Genomic DNA, 18,030 nt, shown 5'->3' on the forward strand with positions numbered 1-18,030 from the left:
GACACAGAACCCTTGGAAACGACGAAACGGGGTACACCCGCCGCTCACGCAGCAGACGCCCCCGTCTCGTCGATCACTGAGCAGATCAGACCGTGACTTCGGATCCGGCCTGCTGGTCGGCCTTGGCCCGGAGCGCGAGCGCCTTCTTGTCGGCCTTGCGAATGGCCGGCTCGTTCTCACGCAGCTGCGAGTAAAGCGGAGCGGCGATGAAGATCGTCGAGTAGGTGCCGACGAGCATACCGATGAGCAGAGCCAGCGAGATGTCGCGCAAGGTACCGGCACCGAGCAGGAACGCTCCGATGAACAGAATCGACGCGACCGGCAAAAGCGCCACCACTGAAGTGTTGATCGAGCGCACCAGGGTCTGGTTCACCGCGAGGTTCACCGAGCCCGCAAAGGTGCGGTTCGACTCTTCTGCGGTGTTCTCTCGAACCTTGTCGAAGACCACGACCGTGTCATAGAGCGAATAACCTAGGATCGTGAGGAATCCGATCACCGCGGCCGGGGTGATCTCAAAACCGGTGATGCCATAGACGCCGGCGGTGATGATCAAGTCGTGAATCAGGGCGATCATCGCCGCAAGCGACATCTTCCAGGTGCGGAAGTACAGGGCCATCACAACGGCGGCCAGCACCAAGAAGATGGCCAGGCCGCGCAGGGCCTGTCCGGTGATGTCGGCGCCCCAAGACGGGCCGATGAACGAGGAGGTCACCTGGGTGCCCGGCACGTCGTACGCCGTGGCGAGGGCGTCGCTCAGCTCACGGCTCTGATCGCTGGTCAGCTGGTCGGTCTGCACACGGATGGTGTTGGTGCCGACGGTGGTGACCTTCGGTACAGCCTCGGGCACGACCGAAGCGACGGCCTCGTTGGCCGGCGTCTGGTTCTGAGTGGGGACATCCGAGATGATGAACTCGGACCCGCCGGTGAACTCGATCCCGAAGACGAATCCGCCGCGCAGGAAGGGGCCGACGAGGGCGATCAACATCATCACCACGGCGATCGAGTACCAGAGCTTGCGGCGACCGATGATGTTGAACGAACGCTTACCGGTGTGCAGGTCGTTTCCGAACTGGGCGAAACTAGCCATTAGGAGTTCTTCCCCTCGGTCGACTGATCGGAATTCGCGGCAGCCAGTTCGGCGGCCTTCCGCTCGGCGATGGTCTGACGTTTGGCTGCTTCTTTACTGGAAGAAGCGACCTTGGTGGATGCGACGGCCGCCGACGGCCGGAACTGGGCCCGGCCCCGATAGGCGGCGCCCAATGCTCTCGGATCGAGGCCGCTGAACTTGTGGCCCTCGCCGAAGAACCGGGTCTGACCCAACAGCTGCAGCACCGGGTGGGTGAAGAGGATGACGACGATGACGTCGACGATCGTGGTGAGACCCAGGGTGAGTGCGAAGCCCTTGACGCTGCCGACCGCGACGATGAAGAGCACGGCGGCGGCGAGGAAGTTCACGGTGTCCGAGGCAAGAATCGTGCGGATCGCCCGCTTCCAGCCGGCCTCGATCGACGATTCCAGACCTCGGCCATCCCGGAGTTCGTCTCGAACGCGTTCGAAGTAGACGATGAACGAGTCAGCCGTAATACCGATGGCGACGATCAGACCGGCCACACCGGCCAGCGAGAGTCGATAGCCTTCCCGCCACGACAGGATCGTGATGACCAAATAGGTGATGAGGAATGCGACGGCCAACGAGGCCACGGTGACGAAGCCGAGCATCCGGTATTGAATCAGCGAATAGATCACCACCAGGATCAAACCGATCAGACCGGCGATGAGGCCGCTGACCAGCTGGGTGGTGCCGAGAGTCGCTGAAATCGTCTCGTTGCTCTGCACGACGAAGCTGATCGGCAGGGCGCCGAACTTGAGCGAATCGGCGAGGGCCTTGGCCGACTCCTGGGTGAAGTTACCGCTGATCTCCGGCTTGCCGTTGGTGATCACGGCGAGGGTGCGCGGGGCCGAAATGACCTTGCCGTCCAGCACGATGGCGAACTGGTTCTGCACGCCCTGGAGGCCGCTCAGACGCTGGGTGACGTCGGCGAATGCCTTGGTCCCCTTTGAATCGAAGGTCATGTTGACGACCCACTCGCCGGTGGTCGCTCCGCTCTGGGTGGTGCGCTGACCACTCGTTGCGTCGGTGATGCTCTCACCGCTGACCTCGACCGGGCCGAGGATGTACTTCACGGAGCCGTCGGTCTCACACGTGATCAGCGGTTCGTCAGCCGGAGCGACGTTCGTCGTGTTGATCGTGCCGCAGTCGAAGGCGTCGTACTCGGCCTGCAAGGCGGGGGTGATGTAGGCGAGGTCACTGGCATCCGTCGGCTTCGCGGTCGGCGTGGTCGACAGGTTCGGGTCGATCGGGGCCGGGGTGGGCGAGGCTGTGCCATCGCCGCCGACACTCGATGCGGACGGCTGGCCGGCGGCCAGGACGGGCCGGAACTCAAGCTTGGCCGACGATTCGATGCGGTTGATCGTCTCTTTGTCCGGGGTGCCCGGAATGGAGACGACGATGTTCTGACCGCTGGTGTTGATCTCCGCCTCGGAGACTCCAGAGGAGTCGATGCGCTGACGGATGATCGACACTGCTTGGTTGAGCTGCTCTTCTGAGACAGTCTCGCCCGACGCCACTTTCGGCGCGAGGATGATCTGAGTTCCGCCCTCAAGGTCAAGAGCGAGCTTGGGTGTCCACGATCCTCCCCCGGTAAAAACGCCAATGGCGTTAATCGCGAAGAGGCCGATAATAATCACGCCTAGCCAGGAGAGAGAACGCCAGGCCTTCTTAACCGGGGACGACTTTGCCACCTATGAACTCAGCTTTCTATGCTCGTGCCCGCGCTGAAGAGCGCGGGCACGGGAGAGGGATTGTTACGCGTTGCCCTTTTTGGGCTCGCTGTCACCATCGGTGTCGACGCGCTGACCGAATTCCGGCTCACCCAGGAGAGTGGCGTGGTCCTGGTTGAGCTCTACACCGTCGGTCTCATCGGCGACGACGGCCTCGATGGGCTCGACGACGCGTGCGATGGTCTGACGGTGAATGTTGACGATCGTGCCCGGAGCAATCTCGAGCGCAACCTTGTTCTGTTCTTCGTCAATCGACACAATGGTGCCGTAGAGACCGAAGTTGGTCATCACGTCGGCGCCCGGAACCATCGTGGACTGCAGCTTCTCCTGGTCAGCCTTGCGCTTGCGCCCATTGCGGAACATGAAGAAAACCAGCACGGCCAGTACGGCGAGCATGACAAGAGTCATTAGATCCATGAAACTCAGAAAACCTTTCGATTGCGGCTAGTCAACCGCAGCAGTTGAATACTGAGCGGGAATGCGAACCAACCTGAATTATAGATCATCAAGTGTGAGACCAGCCTGAGGATGACTCAATCCAAAATGACTCCATGCCGAGGGCGTTGCGACACGGCCTCGCGGCGTGCGTGTGAGGAATCCTATCCGCACTAAGAAGGGCTCAACGACCGCTTCGACAGTTTCGGCCTCTTCTCCGACCGAAACGGCCAGCGTATTCAGGCCAACCGGCCCACCCCCAAAACGGGTCAGAATGATCTTCATGACCTCGCGGTCGARTCGATCCAGACCGATCGGGTCGACATCGTAGAGTTCGAGCGCGGCGTGAACGGCGTCGAGATTCGCCTCCCCGCCCTTCTCTCCCCCGCCATAAACGAGGGCATAGTCTCGCACCCGGCGCAGAAGCCGGTTGGCGATACGCGGCGTGCCGCGTGAGCGACCGGCGATCTCGGCCAGGGCGCGCTTGTCGATGGTCAGTCCGAGCAGTGGCGCGGCCCGGGTGAGCACCTGCTCGAGCTCGCTCTCCGCATAGAACTCGAGGTGCGCGGTGAAGCCGAACCGGTCGCGCAGCGGGTTCGGAAGCAGGCCGGCCCTGGTGGTCGCCCCCACCAGGGTGAAGGGGGCAAGGTCGAGCGGAACCGACGTCGCTCCTGCGCCCTTGCCGACCATGATGTCGATCCGAAAATCTTCCATCGCCAGGTAGAGCATTTCTTCGGCCGAGCGTGCCATCCGGTGGATTTCATCAATGAAAAGCACCTCCCCCGGCATCAGCGACGACAGCACAGCGGCCAGGTCGCCGGCATGCTGAATTGCCGGGCCACTCGACATGCGCAGTGGCCGGTTGCCCTCATGGGCGACGATCATGGCGAGGGTGGTCTTGCCCAGCCCGGGCGGACCGGCGAGCAGAATGTGGTCGGGGGTGCGCTGCTGCATGGTGGCTGCGGTGAGCAGCAATTGCAGCTGGCCGCGCACCTTCTCTTGACCGACGAACTCGGCCAGGCTGTGGGGGCGCAACGCTCCCTCGAAGGCCAACTCAACGTCACCCTCGATGATCGGGTTCGTCAGATCGTCACCGGCTTGTTCCGCCTCGTACATCGAGTTTTCACCGGGTGTTCGCCCGAAGACTGCGTCAGGGCTCATGAGCGTCGTCCGGCCGAGTGCTGCGCCGGGCCCAGACGGGCCAGCGACAGGCGAAGAATAGAGGCGACCACGGCCTGATCGGCCTCCGGCGCGTCGCGCAGTGTCTCTTCGACGGCTTCAGCGGCGACACGCTCCGACCAGCCGAGTCCGATCAAGGCAGCCTGCACCGTGGCGGACACCGATGAGGCGTTGCCGGGTCGGGTTGCGACGCCGTCGCCTGCTGAGGCGGCGCTCACATGCACCTTGCCCGCCAGTGACACGACGATCAGCTTGGCGGTCTTCGGTCCGATGCCGCTGACCTTGCGGAATGCTGCATCGTTTTCAGTCGTCACCGCCTGAGCGATTTGGTTGGGCGTCAGCGCCGCGAGCACACCCAGCGCCGACTTGGGGCCGACGCCGGTCACTCCCACCAACAGTTCGAAGACCGCGAGTTCTTCTGCGCTGATGAAGCCGTACAGGGTGAGTGAGTCTTCGCGCACGATGAGGGTGGTCATCAGCCGGGCTTCGTCGCCGATCCTCACCGACAAAGCGGTGGCGGGCGTCACTTGCAGGGCCAGGCCGATGCCTCCGACCTCGATGACGACAATGCTGCCAAGGGCAGAGAGAACGGGGCCACGTACTGAGGAGATCACCGCTTTAGACTACGCGGCACCGCCGACACCGAGGCGTTGCGCTCCGCGGCGCGCCATGCCTGTTGTGCGGGAGTGAGGCTGCCGGCCCCGGCGGTCGAACCGGCGCCGGCTGCGAGGGAGCCGACGGTCGGCAGGGTTCCGCCTGCGGCGCCGGTGCGCCAGGCGTGACAGATTGCCAAAGCCAGCGCGTCGGCGGCATCCGCGGGTTTCGGGATTTCGGCCAGCCCGAGGATGCGGGCGACCATCGTGCCGACCTGCTTCTTCTCTGCGCCACCGAAGCCGGTGATCGCTGCCTTCACTTCACTCGGGGTGTGCAATGTCACGGGAAGCCCGCGCTCGGCGGCCAGCACGAGTGCCACGCCACTGATCTGGGCAACGCCCATCACCGTGCTCATGTTCTGCTGGGCGAAGACGCGCTCGATCGCCACGAATTGCGGCTGGTGCCGGTCGAGCAGTTCGGCAATGCCACGACTGATCAGCAGCAGTCGTTTCTCCAGCGCCATGTCCGGTGTGCTGCGGAGCACCGTGACGTCGACCAGCGTTGCCGAGCGGTTGCCGGCAACGTCGACAACGCCGACCCCGCACCGGGTGAGGCCCGGGTCGATTCCGAGCACCCGGACCGACACGGGACTACTCGGACTCGGCTTGGAGCTCCGCCTGAACCTCGGGCGAGAGGTCGTAGTTGCTGTAGATGTTCTGCACATCGTCGAGGTCTTCGAGGGCGTCGATCAGGCGGAACACCTTGCGCGCGTTCTCGGCGTCGACCTCGACCTTGAGCGACGGCACGAAAGCGGCATCCGCTGAGTCGTAGTCGATTCCGGCGTCCTGCAGCGCGGTGCGCGTGGCAACGAGGTCGCTGGCCTCAGAGAAGACCTCGAAGGTCTCGCCCTCGTCGACGACCTCCTCGGCACCGGCGTCGAGAACGGCCATCAGCACGTCGTCTTCGGTGAGGCCGGCGATCTTCGGAACAACGACGATGCCCTTGCGGTGAAAGTTGTAGGCGACACTTCCCGGATCGGCCATGGTGCCGCCGTGGCTCTTCATGGCGGTGCGCACCTCGGCGGCAGCGCGGTTCTTGTTGTCGGTCAGACATTCGATCATGATGGCGACGCCGTGGCCCGCATAGCCTTCGTACATGATCGTCGTGTAGTCGACCGACTCACCGCTGAGCCCGGCGCCGCGCTTGACGGCGCGGTCGATGTTGTCGTTCGGAACAGAAGTCTTCTTCGCCTTCTGGATGGCGTCGACCAGGGTCGGGTTGCCGGAGAGGTCGGCGCCGCCCATCTTGGCGGCAACTTCGATGTTCTTGATGAGCTTCGCGAATGCCTTCGCCCGACGCGAGTCGGTGATGGCCTTCTTGTGCTTGGTGGTGGCCCACTTGGAGTGCCCGGACATGAATCTCCCGTTGTGTCGCTTGCTCGTTGCCTGAGTTGCACGTGCAAAATCGGTGCACCCACTGGGTGCCCACCCATTCTAGAACAGCACAGCCCCCGCGCGGAGAGACCGCGCGGGGGCTGTGAATTCTCGAGATGTCAGGCAGCGAATGCCGCGGTCTGAACCTTCTGCAGGAAGTACTCGTGAAAGCGGTGCTCCCCCGTGATCTCGGGGTGGAACGAGGTTCCGAGCAGGTTTCCCTGCTCAACCGCAACGCAACGACCGTCGGGCAGTGTCGCCAATGCGCGCGCACGCGGACCGACGGTCTCGACGACGGGCGCCCGGATGAACGCCGCGTGAACCGGTGCCCGTCCGAGTGCCGGAACAGCCAGGTCGATCTCGAAGGACTCGGTCTGCGAGCCAAAGGCATTGCGACGCACGGCGATGTCCAGCCCACCGATGCCTTCTTGGCCGACGATTCCATCGAGAATGGTGTCGGCGAGCATGATCAAGCCGGCGCAGGTGCCGTAGACCGGCAGTCCAGCGCGCACGGCAGCACGCAACGGTTCGGCCACGCCGAACGTGCGTGCCAGCTTGTCCATCACGCTGGACTCGCCGCCCGGAATCACCAACCCGCTGATGCGGGCCAGTTCTTCCGGGCGACGAACGAACGTAACGTCGGCGCCCAACTCACGCAGGACATCCGCATGCTCACGAAAATCGCCCTGAAGGGCAAGTACTCCGACGCTCATCAATCGGTGGTTACCAGCCGCGCTCGGCGAGACGGTGCGGTGCAGCGAGGTCGGCGACGTTGATGCCGACCATGGCCTCACCGAGTCCGCGGGACACCTCGGCGATGACCTTGGCGTCGTCGAAGAAGGTGACAGCCTTGACGACGGCTGCGGCGCGCTGAGCCGGGTTGCCCGACTTGAAGATGCCGGAACCGACGAACACGCCGTCAGCACCGAGCTGCATCATCATCGCGGCGTCGGCCGGAGTGGCCACGCCACCAGCGGTGAACAGGACGACGGGGAGCTTGCCGGTCTCGGCGATCTCGGCGACGAGAGCGTACGGGGCCTGCAGTTCCTTGGCGGCAACGTACAGTTCGTCCTTGCTCATCGACGACAGAGCAGCGATCTCGCCCTTGATCTTGCGGATGTGCTTGGTCGCCTCTGAGACGTCGCCGGTGCCGGCTTCACCCTTCGAACGGATCATCGCAGCACCCTCGTTGATGCGGCGGAGTGCCTCACCGAGGTTGGTCGCGCCACAGACGAAGGGAACGTTGAAGTTCCACTTGTCGATGTGGTTGACGTAGTCGGCCGGGCTCAGAACCTCTGACTCGTCGATGTAGTCGACGTTGAGTGCCTCGAGGACCTGTGCCTCGACGAAGTGGCCGATGCGGGCCTTCGCCATGACCGGGATCGAGACCTCGGCACGGATGCCGTCGATCAGGTCGGGGTCGCTCATGCGAGCGACGCCACCCTGTGAACGGATGTCGGCGGGAACGCGCTCCAGGGCCATAACGGCGACAGCGCCGGCATCTTCGGCGATGCGGGCCTGCTCAGCGTTGACGACGTCCATGATGACGCCGCCCTTCAGCATTTCGGCAAGCCCACGCTTGACGCGGCTGGAACCAAACTGCGAGTCGGTGGTGTTAGTCATTGTTCGATTCTATTCCTTGCGTAATGGGGTGATGGGCGCAGCCAAGGGCTGCTGGTGGGAGGAAAAACTAGGCTTCTTCTGCCGGCCACGCGTCGGCGATCTCTCGCCGGACATCGCCGAGCAGCCGTGGCAACGCCTTGGTGCCGGCGATGATCGGGAAGAAGTTTGAGTCGTGGTTCCAACGCGGCACCAGGTGCTGATGCAGGTGGTCGGCGATGCCGGCTCCGGCCATGCGCCCCTGATTCATGCCGATGTTGAAACCGTCGCAGCGCGACGTCTCCGTCAGTACGCGCATCGCCGTCTGGGTGAGGCTGGCGATCTCGGCGACTTCTTCGGCAGTGGCGTCGGCGTAGCTCGCCACGTGGCGGTACGGGCAGACGAGCAGGTGACCGCTGTTGTACGGGAACAGGTTCAGCAACACGTAGGCGTGAGTGCCCCGCGCCACGATCAAGGCCTTCTCGTCGTCCATTGCCGGAGCGAGGCAGAACGGGCAGTCGTCGGAGTGCGGCTGCTGCCCGTCTTGGATGTAGACCATGCGATGCGGCGTCCAGAGACGCTGGAACGCGTCGGGCACGCCGGCGAAGTCGGAGGAGTTCTCGATCTCCACTCCCCCTACTTCGTCGCCACCCCCACCAGTCACGTTAGATCTGCCCCTGCGTCGTCACCTGAGCGCGGGTCTCAATCGAGGCCACGATGCGACGGATGGCGTCGGCGACGGGAACACCGTTTTCCTGCGTGCCGTCACGGAACCGGAAGCTGACCGCGCCGTTGGCCTGGTCTTCTTCACCGACGATGAGCTGGAACGGAACCTTGGCCTTGGTGTGGTTGCGGATCTTCTTCTGCATGCGGTCGTCTGAGTTGTCGACCTCGGCGCGTACGCCGGCGGCCTTGAGCTGCGCGATGACGTCGTCGAGGAACGGCGCGTACTGCTCGCTGATCGGGATGCCGACAACCTGCACGGGTGAGAGCCAGACCGGGAATGCGCCGGCGTAGTGCTCGGTGAGCACGCCGAAGAAGCGCTCGATTGAGCCGAACAGGGCGCGGTGAATCATCACCGGGCGCTGGCGTGAACCGTCGGGAGCCGTGTACTCGATTTCAAAACGCTCCGGCGTGTTGAAGTCGAGCTGAATCGTCGACATCTGCCAGGTGCGGCCGAGGGCGTCTTTCGCCTGCACCGAGATCTTGGGGCCGTAGAACGCGGCTCCGCCCGGGTCGGCGACGAGTTCAAGACCGGATGCCTCGCCCACCTCAGCGAGAGTGGCAGTGGCTTCCTCCCAGATCTCGTCGCTGCCGACGAACTTCTGGGGGTCCTTGGTCGAGAGCTCCAGGTAGAAGTCGTCGAGCCCGTAGTCCTTCAGCAGCCCGAGCACGAAGTTGAGCGTCTTGGTGAGCTCTTCCTTCATGCGGTCGCGTGTCGTGTAGATGTGCGCGTCGTCCTGCGTCATACCACGCACACGAGTGAGCCCGTGGATGACGCCCGACTTCTCGTAGCGGTAGACCTGGCCGAATTCGAACAGACGCAGCGGCAGATCGCGGTACGACTTCGCCGTCGAACGGTAGATGAGCGTGTGCATCGGGCAGTTCATCGGCTTGAGGTAGTAATCGACACCCTCACGGGTGACGTTGCCGTCGGCATCCGTCTCTGCATCGATGTGCATGGGCGGGAACATGCCGTCGCGGTACCAGTCGAGGTGGCCGGAGACCTCGTAGAGCCTGCCCTTGGTGATGTGCGGGGTGTTGACGAAGGAGTAGCCCTCATCGGTGTGGCGCTTGCGGGAGTAGTTTTCCATCTCCTGGCGAATGATGCCGCCCTTGGGGTGGAAGACCGGCAGTCCGCTGCCGAGCTCTTCGGGGAAGCTGAACAGGTCGAGTTCAGCGCCGAGCTTGCGGTGGTCGCGCTTCGCGGCCTCCTCCTGGCGAGCCTGGTAAGCGCGCAGTTCGTCTTTCGTCGGCCATGCGGTGCCGTAGACACGCTGCAGCTGCGGGTTCTTCTCGGAACCGCGCCAGTAGGCGGCGGCGAGGCGGGTGAGCGAGTAGCCGTTGCCGATCATGCGGGTGTTCGGCAAGTGCGGGCCGCGGCAGAGGTCTTTCCAAATGGTCTCCCCGGTCTTCGGATCGACGTTGTCGTAGATGGTGAGTTCGGCACCGCCGACCTCAACCGACTCGTTGTCGCCGCCGAGGTCACCGGCTTCGACGGCAGCCGGGTCGGCGACGCCACCCTTGATGCCGATCAGTTCAATCTTGAAGGGCTCGTTCGCGAGTTCGGCGCGAGCCTCGTCATCCGTCACAACCCGGCGCACGAAACGCTGGCCGGAGCGGATGATGCGATCCATCGCCTTCTCGATCGCCTTCATGTCTTCGGGGGTGAAGGGGTTCTTCACGTCGAAGTCGTAGTAGAAACCGTCGGTGACGGGCGGGCCAATGCCGAGCTTCGCCTCCGGGTTGATGGTCTGCACGGCCTGGGCGAGCACGTGGGCGGCCGAGTGGCGAAGAATGTTGAGGCCGTCAGGCGAGTCGATCGTGACGGGCTCGACGACATCCGTCGTCTCGAGTTGGGTCGCGAGGTCTTTCAGCTCACCGTTGACGCGCATTGCGACAACAGACCGGTCGGTGAAAAGCGCGAAGCCGTCAGCCACGTTAAAACTCCCTGTTTCGATGTACTCCTCAACTTTAGCGGGAGCTGGACACCGCGGTGACGGCAGCGGTATTGCGTACAAAAATGACAAGCCAGCTGAAAATGAGCGCCGAGGCGATCAGCTCGAATGCCGTGAGGTTGTAGTAGCCGACCGGAAAGAACATGAACGCGGCAACGCCGATGCAGATCAGAAAGGCATAGCCGAGGGAGAAGAACGTTTGGGGATAGCCGGGAAGGAGTCGCTTCAGCGCGATCATCAGCACGACGAAGATGACCACCATTCCGGTGGCCACGGTGTTGTGGATGATCAGCGCCTGATTGACCGGCACGAGCCCCACACAAGCGAGGAGCACGCCGATAGCGACCAGCGCCCATTTCAGCAGGCGGATGTGCGGGGTCGCGCGCCCGACCAGATTCTCGGTCCAGATGGCCAGGTCGCTCGTCACGTAGTCGGCGAGAATCGTGATCGTCGCACCTGTGATGATCAGCGTCAGATTGAACGTGAGGCTTGAGAAGTCGCGGGTCGTGCCGAGAATGCTGAAGTTGGCCTGCCACCAGTGCGGATCGGTCGTCGTCGTCATGCTGAGCAGAATGCCGCTGCTGAGGAAGACGGAGAGAAGCGTCGACATCTTGTTCGCCGTCGTCGTCGCGGCCGAGAGGTAGAGGAAGTAGGCGCTGGCTGCGCCGCTCAACGCAACCATCATCGTGCCGGTTAACGTGTCGACCTCGAGTCCCTGGAAGGCCTGCTGCAGGGTGGAGAACAGCACGAGGCCGAGCATCGCCAGAATGGCGACATGGGTGAAGGTCAGTGCGGTGGTGTCCCAGATAAAGCGCGGGAGCGTGCGTAGGACGGTGCCAGATTCTCGCGCCCGACGGCGGGAGTCGACGGCGCTCAGGCTATAGGCGCCCGCACCGATGACGACGCCAACGATGATGGCCAGCAAGCCGACCGACCATTCCTTCCAGATCGGCAGGAACGTGCCGTGCATGACGAGAAGTCCGACCAGGCCGGAAAGCAGAAAGGCGCCGGCCGCCACGATGATGGCCCGGGACTCGACCCTGACCGCGTGGGTTTGGGCGAGCGAGCGAATGGTTGAGGGCATCGAGGTGAGTTGCACTCGGTTGAGCCTATCTGGCCTGCGCATCCGCTCCCCCGACGGGACGTCCCGCAAACACAAGAAGCCCACCAGGTCTCCCTGGTGGGCTTCTTTTTTCTGAGCGGATGACGAGATTCGAACTCGCGACCCTAACCTTGGCAAGGTTATGCGCTACCACTGCGCCACATCCGCATGTGTTCAACTCAGCAGTGCACGCCGGGCGTGTTTTGTTGAGCTGAACGAAGAAAACCCCCGTTTTACCGGGGGTTTTTCTCTGTGGGCGATACTGGGATCGAACCAGTGACCTCTTCCGTGTCAGGGAAGCGCGCTACCGCTGCGCCAATCGCCCATATCTTGCGAACTAGTCTCAAGAATGGAGGTGGATACGGGATTCGAACCCGTGTATACGGCTTTGCAGGCCGCTGCCTCGCCTCTCGGCCAATCCACCGTGTTGGGTTCACCACCAAATGAAGAGAACCGCTTCTTTCGAAGCGATTCCATTCCATTCGAGCGGATGACGAGATTCGAACTCGCGACCCTCACCTTGGCAAGGTGATGCGCTACCACTGCGCCACATCCGCAACTCGCTCGCATTTCTGCGTGCGTTGAAGACTCTAACCGATTCCGCCGCCAACATTCAAACTGAGCAAACCCTGGCGTGTCGCGATTGCCGTTCCCGAGCTCGTTCCCGCCTCCGTCGCCAGTGATTCATTGGGCTGGCCAACATTCTGAGGTCATGATTTCTTTCGTGCTTCTGCCGTCACACTCAGCCAACCCCTCCCGACCAATTCGCCTGTCAGTCGCTCAACCGCATTCGGACGGCGTCGCCGAAACCGCCGATGTGCGTTCACCGTGCGGTGTGGGCTAGTATCGTGAATCGCGGTTGAAGAAGCTTTCACCGCATGAGGGCGATTGGCGCAGTTGGTAGCGCGCTTCGTTCACACCGAAGAGGTCATCGGTTCGAGTCCGGTATCGCCCACAACAAAACCCCCGGTTATCCCGGGGGTTTTTTGTTTCCCGCGCGATCAGACGCCGGCACCCGGTCAGTCCGCCAGCGGAACCACCTCGACACGTCCTCCCTCACCGGTGAGCACGAGAACGCGCTTGCCCGCCACTCCGTCCAAGACCCGGGCGAGTTCGCCGGCATCGGGCGCAGCTCCCGACCCAACGGCCGGTCCGGTCGCTGCCTCCGACCCGGCACCGACGACCGCCGCAGCGCGCCGCCACACCGTGACGGATGCCCCGGTGACGTTCTCAATTTCGCGCTTCTGAGCATCCGCGTCGGCGCCCGTGACCAAGATCACGCGGTCAATCAATCGCTCGCGAGTCGGGCGCTCCACCGCGAGAACCGCCCGATCGTGCCGCCACACACTGAAGTGGTAGCCACCGACCAGCCCTGTCGCCACGAGCCATCCCAACGGCGCCCGCACTTGTTCGATCAGGCCGCCGTCCACCCCGCTGTCGAGCGCGAACTCGAAAACACGGTATCCGACCGTCAACAGTGCGATGAGCGCCACCACGGCACTCAGACCGAACATCGCGACCAGATACACCCGACGTCCGGAGTATCCGGCCTCGTCTGCGCTGACGGGCGACGTCGGCCTCCACATCCGCCACCAGACCGGACCGCCGACCACGAGCGCGCTGATTCCACCGAACAGCAGCGAACGGGCGTCTGCGCCGGCCAGGGTGGTCGTCGTCGAGGCGAGGACCGCATTCAGGATCACCCCGACCCCCGCAGCTGCCGCCACCACGCCGACACCCGACGTGACGAGAGCGCCGGCCCGTCGAGTGGCGTCGGAGCGGAGCCGTGCGACACCCCAGTGATAGAACCACACGAGGGAACCGACTGCCGCTGCGGCAATTGCCTCACCCAGCGGGTCAAGGAGCGTGTTGACCGGCTCGCTTCGGTCGAACGCGAGCCGGAGCAGCACGAACAGCACCGTGGCTATCCCGGTCAGAGTCAGGATGCTTGCTCCGAGCACCCCGACGACGATCAAGGCCACGGCGGCGAATCCGGTCTTCAGATGTTTGGCGTCGTCGTGCGTCCAGTGCCACCACCAGATCGCTCCCCCGGCGATGGCCGAGAGGAGCGCAGGGAGCGGAGTCTGCCACCAGGGGATTCCCGCCAGTGTCGCGGTCGCGGAACCTCGGATCGCCGTGTCGAACAGGTATCCGAGTGCATTGACGGCACCGCCGACTCCGAGCACGAGGCCGTACACCGAACCCAGGACGATCGGCACAGTGCGTAGTCGAACCTGGCCGAGTTCCGGCCGGTTCCACATCCAGCGGTGCCAGAGCCAGACCCCCGCCCAGACAATGCCGGTGGCGAATTCCCTGGGTTCCCAGGCCCCGTCGACGAGTGCGGATGCCGTGGCCACCAACGCGAGTGAGAACGTGATGAGGGAGACCACATACATACCGGCCAGGTAGAGTCCGAGCGTCAAAGACGACCGCTCTGCCTCACCCCGCAGTTTTCGCCAGACCGACCACCAGAGGAGGGCAGCGAGCGGCCCGCCGACCAGGGTGAAGGCGAGGGACAGCGCGAGACCGGTGGTGCCGCCGTCTGCCAGGTCGCTGCCCGTCTCAAGCAGCCGTGCGAGCAGACCGCTGAGCCCGATGGCGCCGATGGTCACAAGGGCGAACAGCAGCACGTACACGATCACGCGACGCACGGTCTGTTGGGCTGAACCGACCGACGGAGCGGCCGAGGTGTGAACGTCGCTCATCAGAGCCCCGATTCCCCGCAGATCGTGAGCTCCCACGGTGTCTTCTCGATCAACCATTCGTCGCCAATCTTGGTCAGGCCGAATTCATCTGCGGACTCATACTCGGACGGCCCGAACAGACCACCGCTGTACGAGGTGACCAGCGAGACCTTCACGTCGGCAGAGTCGGCCCGCTCCGCCGTATCGACCAGGACCACTCTGAGGTCGTCGGTGTAGACGTTCTCGAACCGGTCACACGTCGCGCGCACTGCAGGAGTGAGAAACTGCTGCGCCGCAGATTCATCCCCGGCGATGACGGCGGCAGCGTAACGCTGCACGACGCCCTGCGGGGTTGCCGCATCAAGGTTCTGTGGCGTACCGCGAGAGAACACGACGACCAGAGCAATAATGACGAGGGCTGCGATGACGGAAAGAATCACCACAAGAGTGCGGTCCATCCTGGGGCGCGGGTTGGTGCGCGGGGTGGTCTTCGGGGTGGTCATGCAGCTCATCCTGGCGGAGTCAGCCCGCATCCGGGCGGATTCAGCGCCTCGCGGGTCAGCGTGGCGCGGCGGGTTGAACGAGCTCGGCGCGCTCGAGGTGCGACCGCAGGCGCTGGCCGACCAGGCGCATCCGCTGCAGAACCGCATCACGCGGATCGCCATCGGCTGACTCGGATTCAGACCAGTTCGCCAGCACCGCATAGGCATAGGTGCCGGCGGCCGCCTCGATGATCCCGACGTCTGCGCGCACCGTGCTGTCAGTTCCGGTCTTGTTCCAGAGACGTGAACCGCGGTCGGTGCCCGCATGCGCGAGTGGATCGAACCCGAACGCCGACGCGACCATCGAGAGATCCGTGTTGAGCATCATCCAGGCCAGGACCTGGTCGGAAACCGGGCGAGAGACCACGTCGCCGGTATGCAGTCGCCCCACGAGCTGCGCGAGTTCGACAGCGCTCCCCCGCGACAGCGTCGGCGGATGCTCGGGCCGGCGAACGCCCCGCACCCGGTCGAGCAATGCCGACCGGCTGAACCCGAGTGATCGCGTCATGGACGTGACGGCGTCGAGTCCGACCCGGCGCAGCAGAACGTTCGTCGCGAGGTTGTCGCTGACCGCGCCCACCAGCGCGCAGGCGTCGACGATGCTGAGCGACTCGGCCTGGAGCGTGTGCCAGACCCCGGAATCGGCGACGAAGTCGTCGGCTGTGCGAGTGAGCAGTTCGGCCGGGTCAAGTGTGCCCGCGTCGAGCTGCCTCGCCACTTCGATCAAGAGAAACAGTTTGCCGACACTCGCGGTCTGCAGCACCAGATCGGGTGCGAGCGACCACACCAGGTCACCCGTCACCGGGTTCGATACGACGATCGACCAACGTACCTCCGGCACAGCGAATTCGTTGACATCCATGACGACCATGATGGATCAGCTCCAGCCGTAACGGCGAGCCAGCGCTGCCTGCACTCGTGCGTAACGTGGGGCGTCGAGCGCAGCCGCCTCCCGGCGCATGCCGTCCGGCCAGACGCGGAAGACCCGGTCGATGTTCGCCCAGCTCGGCCGGCCCTCCCGATCCCACGGACCGCTGCCCAGCTCGACGAAGCCGCCTTCACCGGTGTGATCCTTGCTCGTCAGCTGCACCGCCAGCAGCGAGCCAGGCTTCTCTCTGGCGACGATGATCACCGGGCGGTCTTTGCCACGCCCGTCGTTCTCCTCGTAGGGCACCCAGGTCCAAACGATCTCGCCGGGGTCGGGATCTCTGTCCGGGTTCGGTGAGTAGGTCGTCCGCACGGGCCGGATGCGGTGCGGGTCGACTTCCATGGTGGCTCGGGGGCCGGATCGACCGGGGGTCGCCTCAGACGGCGTCGTGTCCCGCGTGGATGCCGGCGGTCGCCGTGCGGGTGGCGGCTCGGTGTGCGGCCCGCGCGACGGGCGGAACAACGAGAGAAGGGAGGTGAGGAAGCGTTGGGTGCCTGACACACCCGAACACTACCTCACCTCCCGCGACCTCAATCGGTGGCTGCCGACGTGCGCCGGCGCATCCGCTCGGCGATCACCCGCGCGACCACGTCACGCAGTCAGACCCGCTCGAGCGCGTAGCCCTCTTCGCCGTGGACGAAGGTATCGATGCCGGCGATCTCGTCTTCGTTCTTGACCCGGAAGCCGATCGTCTTCTCAATGGCGTAGCCGAGCAGTAGTGCGACGACGAAGGAGTAGATCAGCACCGAGAAGGCGGCGATCGCCTGCACGGTCAGCTGGCCGAGGCCGCCGCCGGTGAAGAGACCGGTGTCGATGGCAAAGAAGCCGAGGTACAGCGTGCCGATGATTCCGCCGACCAGGTGGATGCCGACGACGTCGAGTGAGTCATCGAAACCGAGCTTGAACTTGAGTTCGACGGCCATCGCGCAGACTGAACCGGCAACGACGCCGAGCACCAGGGCCCAGCCGGGTTCGAGGTTGGCACATGCCGGGGTGATGGCGACCAGACCGGCGACGGCACCGGATGCCGCGCCGACCGACGTCGCCTTGCCATCCTTGACCTTTTCGACAATCAGCCAGCCGAGGATTGCCGCGGCGGTGGCGCCCAGCGTGTTGACGACGATGAGACCGACGTTGGCGAGACCGTTCAGCCACTCTGCGCCGGCGTTGAAGCCGAACCAACCGAACCAGAGGATCGCGGCGCCCATCAGAACCAGCGGCACGTTGTGCGGCTTGGTGATTCCCTTCTGGAAGCCGACACGCTTGCCGAGAACCAATGCGAGCGCGAGCGCGGCCGCACCGGCGTTGATGTGTACGGCGGTTCCACCGGCGTAGTCGATGACGTTCGGCAGCCCCAGCGTGTCGCCGAGGCTCATGATCCAGCCTCCGCCCCACACCCAGGCCGCGACCGGGAAGTAGACGAGGGTTGCCCAGACGCCGGCGAAGATCATCCAGGAACCGAACTTGGCCCGGTCGGCGATCGCGCCGGAGATCAGTGCCACGGTGATGATGGCGAATGTCGCACCGAAGGTGGCGCCGAGCAGGTTGGTGTTCGAGTCCTCGCCCGTGGCCAGCGCACCGAGGCCGAAGTCAGCGAACGGGTTGCCCGCAAACTGCAACGGGCTCGAAACCGTGCTCATGCTGAATCCGTAGAGGATCCAGAGCACACTGATCAAACCGAGTGCTCCGAAACTCATCATCATCATGCTGACGACGCTCTTGGCCTTGACCAGTCCGCCGTAGAAGAATGCGACGCCCGGGGTCATCAACAGCACCAGTGCGGTGGCTGTGACTCCCCATGCAATGCTTCCCGTGTCCATAGCTTGTCCTCACACTCTCAATTTGCTTCGGTGCACCGCGAGGACCGATTCCTGGAGATCGCCGGGGGCGGACTCGGGTACGGCAACAGCTTCGGGCGTGGACGTTTCGCACACCGGCATGTTGTGTTTCGTCCGGGTTACGAGCTGGCCGCGCAGGTTAAGAGAATGTTTCGGACAGCACAACGCCCATGCGCT

The 18,030-nt window shown here is 64.0% G+C and carries 17 protein-coding genes and 5 tRNA genes; 1 reads left to right on the forward strand and 21 read right to left on the reverse strand.

Annotation, left to right across the window (positions count from 1 at the left end; all coding sequences use genetic code 11):
• Positions 1-85: 85 nt before the first annotated feature.
• From secF to AC1DCF_RS08105, 16 genes are all read right to left on the reverse strand, one after another.
• A complete protein-coding gene (gene secF, locus AC1DCF_RS08030; protein WP_441792349.1) occupies positions 86-1,087 on the reverse strand; it encodes a protein translocase subunit SecF in 1,002 nt (333 codons plus the stop codon).
• Entirely contained in the window at positions 1,087-2,802 is a 1,716-nt protein-coding gene (gene secD / locus AC1DCF_RS08035) for a protein translocase subunit SecD (protein WP_441792348.1), read from the reverse strand. Before secD ends, secF begins: the two co-directional genes overlap by 1 nt.
• Before the next feature lie 63 nt (positions 2,803-2,865).
• Complete coding sequence (yajC, locus tag AC1DCF_RS08040; RefSeq protein ID WP_441792347.1) at positions 2,866-3,258, reverse strand: preprotein translocase subunit YajC; 393 nt, start codon at positions 3,256-3,258, stop codon at positions 2,866-2,868.
• Between the two features lie 78 nt (positions 3,259-3,336).
• A complete protein-coding gene (gene ruvB / locus AC1DCF_RS08045) occupies positions 3,337-4,392 on the reverse strand; it encodes a Holliday junction branch migration DNA helicase RuvB (protein ID WP_477210911.1) in 1,056 nt (351 codons plus the stop codon).
• A 41-nt stretch (positions 4,393-4,433) separates the two neighbouring features.
• Positions 4,434-5,069: a Holliday junction branch migration protein RuvA gene (gene ruvA, locus AC1DCF_RS08050; protein ID WP_477210571.1), complete on the reverse strand. Its 636-nt coding sequence runs from the start codon at positions 5,067-5,069 to the stop codon at positions 4,434-4,436.
• On the reverse strand, positions 5,066-5,695 hold the full coding sequence (gene ruvC, locus AC1DCF_RS08055) for a crossover junction endodeoxyribonuclease RuvC (protein WP_477210572.1): 630 nt from the start codon (positions 5,693-5,695) through the stop codon (positions 5,066-5,068). Before ruvC ends, ruvA begins: the two co-directional genes overlap by 4 nt.
• A 4-nt stretch (positions 5,696-5,699) precedes the next feature.
• Positions 5,700-6,464, reverse strand: a complete 765-nt coding sequence (locus tag AC1DCF_RS08060; protein ID WP_441792344.1) for a YebC/PmpR family DNA-binding transcriptional regulator — start codon at positions 6,462-6,464, stop codon at positions 5,700-5,702.
• Between the two features lie 137 nt (positions 6,465-6,601).
• Entirely contained in the window at positions 6,602-7,195 is a 594-nt protein-coding gene (pdxT, locus tag AC1DCF_RS08065; protein WP_441792343.1) for a pyridoxal 5'-phosphate synthase glutaminase subunit PdxT, read from the reverse strand.
• A 10-nt stretch (positions 7,196-7,205) separates the two neighbouring features.
• Complete coding sequence (gene pdxS / locus AC1DCF_RS08070) at positions 7,206-8,105, reverse strand: pyridoxal 5'-phosphate synthase lyase subunit PdxS (RefSeq protein ID WP_441792342.1); 900 nt, start codon at positions 8,103-8,105, stop codon at positions 7,206-7,208.
• Positions 8,106-8,172: 67 nt separating this feature from the next.
• On the reverse strand, positions 8,173-8,712 hold the full coding sequence (locus AC1DCF_RS08075; RefSeq protein WP_441792341.1) for an HIT family protein: 540 nt from the start codon (positions 8,710-8,712) through the stop codon (positions 8,173-8,175).
• A 34-nt stretch (positions 8,713-8,746) separates the two neighbouring features.
• Entirely contained in the window at positions 8,747-10,696 is a 1,950-nt protein-coding gene (thrS, locus tag AC1DCF_RS08080; RefSeq protein ID WP_477210912.1) for a threonine--tRNA ligase, read from the reverse strand.
• 79 nt (positions 10,697-10,775) lie between these two features.
• The gene (locus AC1DCF_RS08085) at positions 10,776-11,843 is read right to left on the reverse strand and encodes a hypothetical protein (RefSeq protein ID WP_477210573.1); all 1,068 of its coding nucleotides are present in this window, start codon (positions 11,841-11,843) and stop codon (positions 10,776-10,778) included.
• Positions 11,844-11,957: 114 nt separating this feature from the next.
• Positions 11,958-12,029: transfer RNA gene (locus AC1DCF_RS08090), tRNA-Gly, on the reverse strand.
• A gap of 85 nt (positions 12,030-12,114) precedes the next feature.
• Positions 12,115-12,186, reverse strand: a tRNA-Val gene (locus AC1DCF_RS08095).
• Between the two features lie 25 nt (positions 12,187-12,211).
• Positions 12,212-12,285, reverse strand: a tRNA-Cys gene (locus AC1DCF_RS08100).
• A 61-nt stretch (positions 12,286-12,346) separates the two neighbouring features.
• Positions 12,347-12,418: transfer RNA gene (locus AC1DCF_RS08105), tRNA-Gly, on the reverse strand.
• Positions 12,419-12,743: 325 nt separating this feature from the next.
• Here AC1DCF_RS08105 and AC1DCF_RS08110 point away from each other — a divergent pair.
• A tRNA-Val gene (locus tag AC1DCF_RS08110) sits at positions 12,744-12,816 on the forward strand.
• A 64-nt stretch (positions 12,817-12,880) separates the two neighbouring features.
• Here the strand turns inward: AC1DCF_RS08110 and AC1DCF_RS08115 are convergent.
• From AC1DCF_RS08115 to AC1DCF_RS08135, 5 genes are all read right to left on the reverse strand, one after another.
• Complete coding sequence (locus AC1DCF_RS08115) at positions 12,881-14,623, reverse strand: DUF5671 domain-containing protein (RefSeq protein ID WP_477210574.1); 1,743 nt, start codon at positions 14,621-14,623, stop codon at positions 12,881-12,883.
• Complete coding sequence (locus AC1DCF_RS08120; protein ID WP_477210575.1) at positions 14,566-15,048, reverse strand: LpqB family beta-propeller domain-containing protein; 483 nt, start codon at positions 15,046-15,048, stop codon at positions 14,566-14,568. Before AC1DCF_RS08120 ends, AC1DCF_RS08115 begins: the two co-directional genes overlap by 58 nt.
• A gap of 55 nt (positions 15,049-15,103) precedes the next feature.
• On the reverse strand, positions 15,104-15,949 hold the full coding sequence (locus AC1DCF_RS08125; protein ID WP_477210576.1) for a serine hydrolase: 846 nt from the start codon (positions 15,947-15,949) through the stop codon (positions 15,104-15,106).
• 15 nt (positions 15,950-15,964) lie between these two features.
• Complete coding sequence (locus tag AC1DCF_RS08130; RefSeq protein WP_477210577.1) at positions 15,965-16,516, reverse strand: type II toxin-antitoxin system PemK/MazF family toxin; 552 nt, start codon at positions 16,514-16,516, stop codon at positions 15,965-15,967.
• 98 nt (positions 16,517-16,614) lie between these two features.
• The gene (locus tag AC1DCF_RS08135) at positions 16,615-17,835 is read right to left on the reverse strand and encodes an ammonium transporter (RefSeq protein WP_441792335.1); all 1,221 of its coding nucleotides are present in this window, start codon (positions 17,833-17,835) and stop codon (positions 16,615-16,617) included.
• Positions 17,836-18,030 lie beyond the last annotated feature (195 nt).

The sequence above is a fragment of the Leifsonia sp. 10L418 genome (genome assembly GCF_056395445.1).